Raw genomic sequence first — 7,707 nt, 5'->3', positions numbered from 1 at the left:
CCGCCATAATGCGTGTAACGAGGTGAGCGATATCGCTCAACTGGTGGAATTCGCCCGCCGTTACCACGCCCGCGTCTTCACCACCATCAACACCATCTTGCATGACAACGAGCTGGAACCTGCGCGCAAGCTGATCCATCAGCTCTACGATGCCGGTGTCGATGCGCTGATCGTGCAAGACCTGGGCGTGATGGAGCTGGATATTCCGCCGATCGAGCTGCACGCCAGCACCCAGACCGACATCCGCACCCTAGGCCGGGCCAGGTTTCTCGACCAGGCCGGTTTCTCGCAGTTGGTACTGGCCCGCGAGTTGAACCTGCAAGAGATCCGCGCCATTGCCGACGAGACCGATGCCGCCATCGAGTTCTTTATCCACGGCGCCCTGTGCGTGGCGTTCTCCGGGCAGTGCAATATCTCCCACGCGCAAAATGGCCGCAGCGCCAACCGTGGCGACTGCTCCCAGGCCTGCCGCCTGCCCTACACCCTGAAAGATGACCAGGGCCGCGTGGTGGCCTTTGAAAAGCATCTGCTGTCGATGAAAGACAACAACCAGAGCGCCAACCTGCGTGCCCTGGTCGAAGCGGGCGTGCGTTCGTTCAAGATCGAAGGCCGCTACAAGGACATGGGTTATGTGAAGAACATCACCGCCTACTACCGTCAGCGCCTCGACGAGATCCTCGAAGACCGCCCGGACCTGGCCCGCGCTTCCAGCGGCCGTACCGCGCACTTCTTCCTGCCCGACCCGGAAAAAACCTTCCACCGTGGCAGCACCGATTACTTTGTCAGCGACCGCAAGATCGACATCGGTGCCTTTGACACCCCGACCTTTACCGGCCTGCCCGTGGGCACCGTGGAAAAAGCCGGCAAGCGCGACTTGCAGGTGGTCACCCATGAGCCACTGTCCAACGGCGACGGCCTCAATGTGCTGATCAAGCGTGAAGTGGTGGGTTTTCGCGCCAATATCGCCGAGCCCAAGGGTGAGTTCGAGGAAGACGGTGAGAAGCGCTACCGCTACCGCGTCGAGCCTAACGAAATGCCGGCCGGCTTGCACCAACTGCGCCCGCATCACCCGCTCAATCGCAACCTGGACCACAACTGGCAACAGGCCCTGCTCAAGACCTCGGCCGAGCGCCGTATCGGTTTGTCATGGGTCGCGCGCCTGCGTGAAGAGCAGCTGCAAATCACCGCCACCAGCGAAGAAGGCATCAGCGCCAGTGTCACCCTGCCCGGCCCGTTTGGCGTGGCCAACAAACCGGAACAGGCGCTGGACACCCTGCGCGACCTGCTCGGCCAGCTCGGCACCACCGAGTACCACGCCACCCGTATCGAACTGGATGCGCCGCAAGCGTTCTTCATCCCCAACTCGCAGCTCAAGGCGTTGCGCCGTGAAGTGATCGAAGCACTGACCGCCGCACGCGTCGCCGCACATCCGCGGGGTGGGCGCAAGGCTGAAACTTCGCCGCCGCCGGTGTATCCCGAGGCGCACCTGTCGTTCCTGGCCAACGTCTACAACCAGAAGGCCCGGGACTTCTACCACCGTCACGGCGTGAAGCTGATCGATGCGGCCTTCGAAGCCCACGAAGAAACCGGCGAAGTGCCGGTGATGATCACCAAGCACTGCCTGCGTTTCTCGTTCAACCTGTGCCCTAAACAGGCCAAGGGCGTGACCGGAGTGAAGACCAAGGTGGCACCCATGCAATTGATCCACGGTGACGAAGTGCTGACCCTGAAGTTCGACTGCAAACCCTGCGAAATGCATGTGGTGGGCAAGATCAAGGGGCATATCCTCGGTCTGCCGCAGCCTGGCAGTGCGGTGGAGCATTTCAACCCGGAAAACCTTATCTACCAGGGCACGCACTAACCCTCACCTGTAGGAGCGAGCTTGCTCGCGAAGAACGAGAGAACGCCGCGTTTCAACCCGATGCGCTGCGTCATCGTTAACCTTCTTCGCGAGCAAGCTCGCGCCTACCGAGGTTGCGGGGCCACCACCAGCCCCGCTGCAACCCTGCCGCTGCCAACAGAATCGCCGCCACGCCCAGCCATTGCAGCCACCCCAGGCGATGCCCGAACGCAATCCAATCCACAAAGATCGCCGCAATCGGGTAGATGAACGACAGTGCGCCGGTAATGGCCGTCGGCAGTTTCTGGATCGCGCCATACAGCAGTACATACATCAAACCTGTGTGCACCACCCCCAAGGTGACCAAGGCCGCCCACGTCGTGGTGGATGCTGGCAGGCCATTCCAGGGCACCAGTGGCGCCAGCAATAGCGCGCCAGTCGTCACCTGGATCAATGCCATTAAATGCGGCGGTACTTCCTTGAGGCGCTTGATGATCAACGCCGCGACCGCATACAAAAATGCCGCACCCAGGGCCAGCGCGATGCCTACCAGGTAATCTCCTCCACCCGTTTGGTCGCCATGGGCGGTGACAATCGCCAACATGCCCAGGAACGCCACGCTCAACCATGCCAATTTCTGCACGGTGATTTTTTCACCGAGAAACACCGCCGCCAGCATCACCAGGATAAACGGCTGCACGTTGTACACCGCGGTGCTGATAGCGATGGAGGCACGGGAATAGGATTCGAACAGCAGCAACCAGTTGCCGACAATGGCCACGCCGCTGAGCACGGCCAGCCCCAGTTTTGCCCAACTGAGCAGGTCCAGGCGCAGGTAACCCAGCCAGGCGCACACCAGTACCAGCGTCAGCGCACCGATCACGCAGCGCCAGAACACCACCTCGATCACCGACACGCCAGACACCAGCACAAACCAGCCAATGCTGCCCGAGATCAGCATGGCGGCGACCATTTCCCACGACCCACGACGGATGGATGAATCCATGATTGAGGCTCCTCAAGTGAGGCTCCAGTATGGCAATCTGTTGGCGACGGCTACAGCGACTAAAAAAGGCAAAAGCCCGAAATCACCTTTTCTTATTAGGCACAGACCATGATCGACACCATCGACCAGCAACTGATCGCCGCCTTGATGGACGACTCACGCCTGTCCCTCAAGACTCTGGCAGGCATCACCGGGCTGTCGTCACCCAGCGTCAGCGAACGCCTGCGCCGCCTGGAAGAACGCGGCGTGCTGACCCATTACACCGTCGACATCGACCCCAAACACTTCGGTTACCTGCTGCAAGCCATCGTGCGCATCCGCCCCCTGCCCGGCAAATTGCAGGAAGTGGAGCGCCAGATCCAGGCGATCCCCGAGTTCACAGAGTGCGACAAGGTTACCGGGGACGACTGCTTTATCGCACGCCTGCATGTACGCACCATGGAACACCTCGACACTCTGCTGGACCGGCTGAATACCTATGCCGAAACCAACACCGCTATCGTCAAGAAAACCCCGGTGAAACGGCGTTTGCCGCCGTTGGCTGACTAAATAAGTTGTTCAGGTACTCATGCCCAGTGCACGGCGCGCTCACTGGTCAGCTTTTCCACAAACCCTACAATCCGCCGACAGGCTTGCGCCAGGCGCTCCTCGCCCAGGGTAAAGGACAGTCGAACGAACCCCTGGGCCGGCTCGCCGAAGGCTGCCGCGTCCAGCACTGACACGCCCGCTTCACGAAACAGGCGCCAGGCAAAATCCAGCGACCCCAGCCCCGTGCCGCGCACATCCACCAGCACAAACATGCCGGCTTGCGGCGCCTGCACCCGGATGCCTGGGCAGGTGCTCAAGGCGGTCACTACCAGGTCACGTCGGCGTCGGTAGGTCTCCCGCATACCTTCAGTGACTTCATCGTGGGCCAACACCGCGGCGGTCGCCGCCTCCATCACAAAGCCGGGCAAGCCGTACATCATGCTCAACAGCAGGGTTTCGGCGTGCTGCACCATTTGCACTGGAGCGATGAGCCAGCCGATACGCCAGCCGGTCATGGCGTGGGACTTGGACAAGCTGCCGATCACAATGCAGCGCTGGGCCATGCCCGGGAATGCCGCGAGGCTGTGGTATTGACCGTCGAACACCAGGCTTTCGTAGACCTCATCCACCACCACCCACAGATCATGGGCGATGGCCAAGTCGGCAATGGCTTGCAGCTCCTGCAGGTCAAGCACCACGCCAGTGGGGTTGTTCGGATTGGAAAAGAATATCGCCCGGGTACGCGGGGTGATCGCGGCGGCGAGCAAGGACGGATTCAGGCGAAAGCCGGCCTCAGCACTGCAGGGCACCCGCACCAGAGTGGCGCCGCTGGCCTTGAGCGTGGCTTCGTAGGTGACATACATCGGGTCGAGCACCAGCACTTCGTCGCCGGCCTGCAACAGGCACAGCGAACTGATGAACAGCGCGTTCTGCGCACCGGGCACGATGATCACGTTGTCGGCGGCCAACGGCCGGGCAAGGGTTCGGCTGTAACGGGCGGCGATCGCCTCGCGCAGTGCGGGGCGACCGGCGATCTCGGTGTAGTGAGAATCTCCCGCGTGCAAGGCATTGACGGCGGCGTCAGTGATAAAGGGCGGCGTGGCGAAATCCGGATCGCCGACGCTGAGGATGATGACGTCTTCGCCCTGGCTGGCGGCGTCGGACGCGGCGTGGTGGATGTCCCAGGCGGCAACGCCCTGCCCTGCAATTCGCTCAACGAAGGGGGAAAACTTCATGCCAGAGCCTCTGATGAAAGAAGAAAGACGCAGATCCGTAGATGCGCGGGCGACAAGCGGCCAACTTAGTGCATGGCAAACCTTCGTTCAATGGCTAAATAGGGCCTTGCCCCCATGGCAGGCAATCACATTGAACCCCCTTCCGGTCGCCGTTCTCAAAGTTGCATAGACCACGGCCCTGGAACACGCACAATGACTTTCATTCTATGGTTGGCCGTATTGGGCGCCGTACTGCTTACCCTGGCCCTCACCTCCTCATACTTGCGCTGGATGCCGGTCACCACCTCGGCGGTGTGCCTGTTGCTGGGTATCGCCATCGGCCCTCTGGGTGTGGACCTGCTGCATCTGGACATCAAGGGCTCGGCGCGCTGGATGGAGCACCTGACCGAAGTGGCAGTGCTGTTTTCGCTGTTTGTCAGCGGCCTGAAGTTGCGCCTGCCGCTCAAGCATCGCACTTGGCGCATCGCCTTCGGCCTGGCCGGCCCGGTCATGTTGTTGACCATCCTCGGCACCGGGCTGTTGCTGCATTACCTGCTTGATCTGTCGTGGGGGGTGTCTCTGCTGGTGGGCGCGATCCTGGCGCCGACCGACCCGGTGCTGGCGGGCCTGGTTCAGGTCAACAATGCCCAGGACTACGACGCGCTGCGCTTCGGTCTGTCAGGCGAAGCGGGGCTGAACGATGGCAGCGCCTTCCCGTTTGTGATCTTCGGCCTGCTGTTCATGCAACACGGCGGCTTCGATGGCGACTGGGTCGGCGGTTGGGTGCTGAAAAACCTGGTATGGGCGGTGCCGGTCGGGCTATTGATCGGCTACTGGATGGGCCGAGGTATCGGCCGGGTGACGTTGCGCCTGCGCCTGATCAATGCCGACAGCACCCTCTCGCCCAATGATTACCTGACACTGGCATTGATCGCCCTTGCCTATGTGACCGCCGAAGCCGTGGGCGGCTATGGCTTCCTGTCGGTATTCGCGGCGGGCCTGGGGTTGCGCCAGGCGGAGGTGAAGTCCACCGGCAACGCCCAGACACCCGCCGAGCACCTGGCGCAACCGGTGGTGGGCCACCTTGAAATCGAGCCCGAGCAAGCCTTGCATGGTGACGTCAGCCAGTTGAAGGACACCCAGATCGCGGCAGGCGTGATGATGGGCGACATGCTGGCCTTCGGCAGCCTGGTGGAGCGGGCCATGGAGGTGTTCCTGGTGACAGTCTTGGGCATCGTGCTGGTCAGCCACTGGGAGTGGGCCGCGTTGGCGGTGGCACCGTTGCTGTTTTGTGTGATTCGCCCCGCCAGTGTATTCGCCATGCCTTGGGGCCGCCTGTTGGACCGGCGGCAACGCAGCCTGGTCAGTTGGTTCGGCATTCGTGGGATCGGCAGCATTTACTACCTGTTCTATGCGCTCAACCACGGGCTGGTGGGCACCAGCAGTACGGTGGCGGTCAACCTGACGTTGTCGGTCATCGCGTTGAGCATCCTGGCCCACGGGTTGAGCACCCAGCCCATGCTGGCGTGGTATGAGCGTCAGGCTGCGCAAAAAAATTGAATCCTGCACCGCGCCGGGGTTTCAAACAGTCAGGACCCACAGTGCGAGTCAACTAATGAAAAACATCGCCCAACGATTGCTTGAGGAACGCCAACGCCTGGGATATTCGCAGCAATACCTGGCGCAGGCAGGCGGCGTGACCACACGCGAGCAACGTCAATATGAACTGGGCGAAGACCTGCCCCATGCCAACTACCTGGCAGCTTTGGCCGAGCATGGGGTGGATGTGGTGTATGTGATCACTGGCAAGCGCAGCACAGTGGTCAATATCAGCCGCGATCAGGCGCAGACGCTGATCGATAACCGCGTGGTGGGCCAGGAGGTGTCGCTGGACGGCGGGGCCGAGGAAGACGTCTACTTCAAGCTCAGCAATCCCTCGGGCCCGCCGCCGGATCAGTCCTGATTTTCAGTGTTGCCAACGTCCGCCGCTTCATCCAGGTCGTTCAGCGGTACCTCGGCATCGTCCATCAGCGAACCCGGGTCTTCGTTGCCCGGGTCGTTGAGTTCATCGTCCAGTTCTTTTGACATGTGCGTCTCCTCTAACCGCCTTGGGTATCGATATCGGCATCGGTTTCAGGCTTGTGCTCACGCTCAGGCCTGAAGTCTGGACTGTAGTCGTTTTCCTTGGCCTTTGGGTCGCTCGCAGGCGTTGGATCCTTGGGCGCTTCGGCGGCAGTGCCAGGGGCCGGCTCGCCGCCGTCGATGGCGGGGTCGTTGCGATTGTTAGTCTGTGGATCGTTAGATTGGGTCATGAGGCACCTCTCTGCAGGCCGGTGAAAAATCTGTACCGCATAGAGCTAAGGCGTCACGGCCACGGCTGAAGTTCCGTCCGCGTGGTCAGCGCAGTGGATTGTCCACCTGGATATAAAACGCATAGATGCCCAGCACTAGCCAGAACACCATGAACAACCACGGCGCACGCATGGAAAACAACAACGACTTGCGATAGCCCTTGTGGCTCGACTCCACCTCGGAAAACAGCGGCGATTCATCGTAGGCCATGCCCATCACCGGCTCGCTGCGCAGCAATTCGCTTTGCTTGTAGTGCCAGTGGTCGATGATTTCATACGCCGCACGGATACCGGGCCAGGCATTCAGCGAACTGAGAATACCCAGCGAGACCAGGAAGATCGGCACCACCAGCGTGAACAGCTTGCCCCATTCCGGGTTGAGGTTGCCCATGCCGGAGACAAAGGCAATCACCAGGAAGGATTGCGCGGTCAGGTAGGCGTCGGTGCGGTTGGCCAGGATGCTGGTTTCGTACTGGATCTCGCGCCGGTAAAAGTCGAGGCGGTCCTTGGGCGAGCCGAAAATCTTTGCGTTGTGTTCGCTGTGGTCGTTCAGGGCCGCTTCCGGAGTGTGGGGTGAGATGATTCTGGACACGACGGTGCTCCACAAGGTGACGAAACTCCTTAGAAGAATCGGGGCTCGGTGAAGTTCAAGTGGGTTGGCGCACCAATCTGAAACACGCCGCGCCCCATTGTGGTGAGCCCCCTCCTGTGGCGAGCGAGCTTGCTCGCGCTGGAGTGCGCAGCGCTCCCGCTTTTATTGGGGCCGCT

At 61.3% G+C, this 7,707-nt stretch carries 8 protein-coding genes and 1 pseudogene; 4 read left to right on the top strand and 5 right to left on the bottom strand.

Annotated elements, in window-relative coordinates:
• A partial coding sequence (locus OC445_RS26660; protein ID WP_262020448.1) for a peptidase U32 family protein occupies window positions 1-1,861 on the top strand: 1,861 nt, incomplete at its 5' end.
• A gap of 76 nt (window positions 1,862-1,937) precedes the next feature.
• Here the strand turns inward: OC445_RS26660 and OC445_RS26655 are convergent.
• Window positions 1,938-2,846, bottom strand: coding sequence for a DMT family transporter (locus OC445_RS26655; protein WP_096144665.1), 909 nt, complete (start codon window positions 2,844-2,846; stop codon window positions 1,938-1,940).
• Window positions 2,847-2,954: 108 nt separating this feature from the next.
• On the opposite strand from OC445_RS26655, the gene OC445_RS26650 reads away from it, so the two are divergent.
• On the top strand, window positions 2,955-3,395 hold the full coding sequence (locus tag OC445_RS26650) for an Lrp/AsnC family transcriptional regulator (protein WP_032875274.1): 441 nt from the start codon (window positions 2,955-2,957) through the stop codon (window positions 3,393-3,395).
• Between the two features lie 38 nt (window positions 3,396-3,433).
• Here OC445_RS26650 and OC445_RS26645 read toward each other — a convergent pair.
• A pseudogene (locus OC445_RS26645) lies at window positions 3,434-4,609 on the bottom strand (pyridoxal phosphate-dependent aminotransferase); the annotation flags it as partial.
• A gap of 192 nt (window positions 4,610-4,801) precedes the next feature.
• Here OC445_RS26645 and OC445_RS26640 point away from each other — a divergent pair.
• Both OC445_RS26640 and OC445_RS26635 read left to right on the top strand, forming a co-directional pair.
• On the top strand, window positions 4,802-6,148 hold the full coding sequence (locus tag OC445_RS26640) for a cation:proton antiporter (RefSeq protein ID WP_181125484.1): 1,347 nt from the start codon (window positions 4,802-4,804) through the stop codon (window positions 6,146-6,148).
• A 55-nt stretch (window positions 6,149-6,203) separates the two neighbouring features.
• Window positions 6,204-6,551 carry a helix-turn-helix domain-containing protein gene (locus OC445_RS26635; protein WP_054899059.1) on the top strand — a complete coding sequence of 116 codons (348 nt, stop codon included), beginning with the start codon at window positions 6,204-6,206 and terminating at the stop codon, window positions 6,549-6,551.
• Here the strand turns inward: OC445_RS26635 and OC445_RS26630 are convergent.
• From OC445_RS26630 to OC445_RS26620, 3 genes are all read right to left on the bottom strand, one after another.
• Complete coding sequence (locus OC445_RS26630) at window positions 6,542-6,676, bottom strand: hypothetical protein (protein WP_014718417.1); 135 nt, start codon at window positions 6,674-6,676, stop codon at window positions 6,542-6,544. The genes OC445_RS26635 and OC445_RS26630 overlap by 10 nt on opposite strands.
• An 11-nt stretch (window positions 6,677-6,687) precedes the next feature.
• A complete protein-coding gene (locus tag OC445_RS26625; protein WP_054899058.1) occupies window positions 6,688-6,900 on the bottom strand; it encodes a hypothetical protein in 213 nt (70 codons plus the stop codon).
• A gap of 85 nt (window positions 6,901-6,985) precedes the next feature.
• Complete coding sequence (locus OC445_RS26620; protein WP_014718415.1) at window positions 6,986-7,531, bottom strand: hypothetical protein; 546 nt, start codon at window positions 7,529-7,531, stop codon at window positions 6,986-6,988.
• Window positions 7,532-7,707: the final 176 nt, after the last annotated feature.

Source organism: Pseudomonas sp. Pse35, from assembly GCF_024519715.1.
In the GTDB taxonomy this organism is placed as follows: Bacteria; Pseudomonadota; Gammaproteobacteria; order Pseudomonadales; family Pseudomonadaceae; genus Aquipseudomonas; species Aquipseudomonas paracarnis.
The sequence above is the reverse complement of the archived record's forward strand: the minus strand, read 5'-3'. Positions and strand labels throughout refer to the sequence as shown.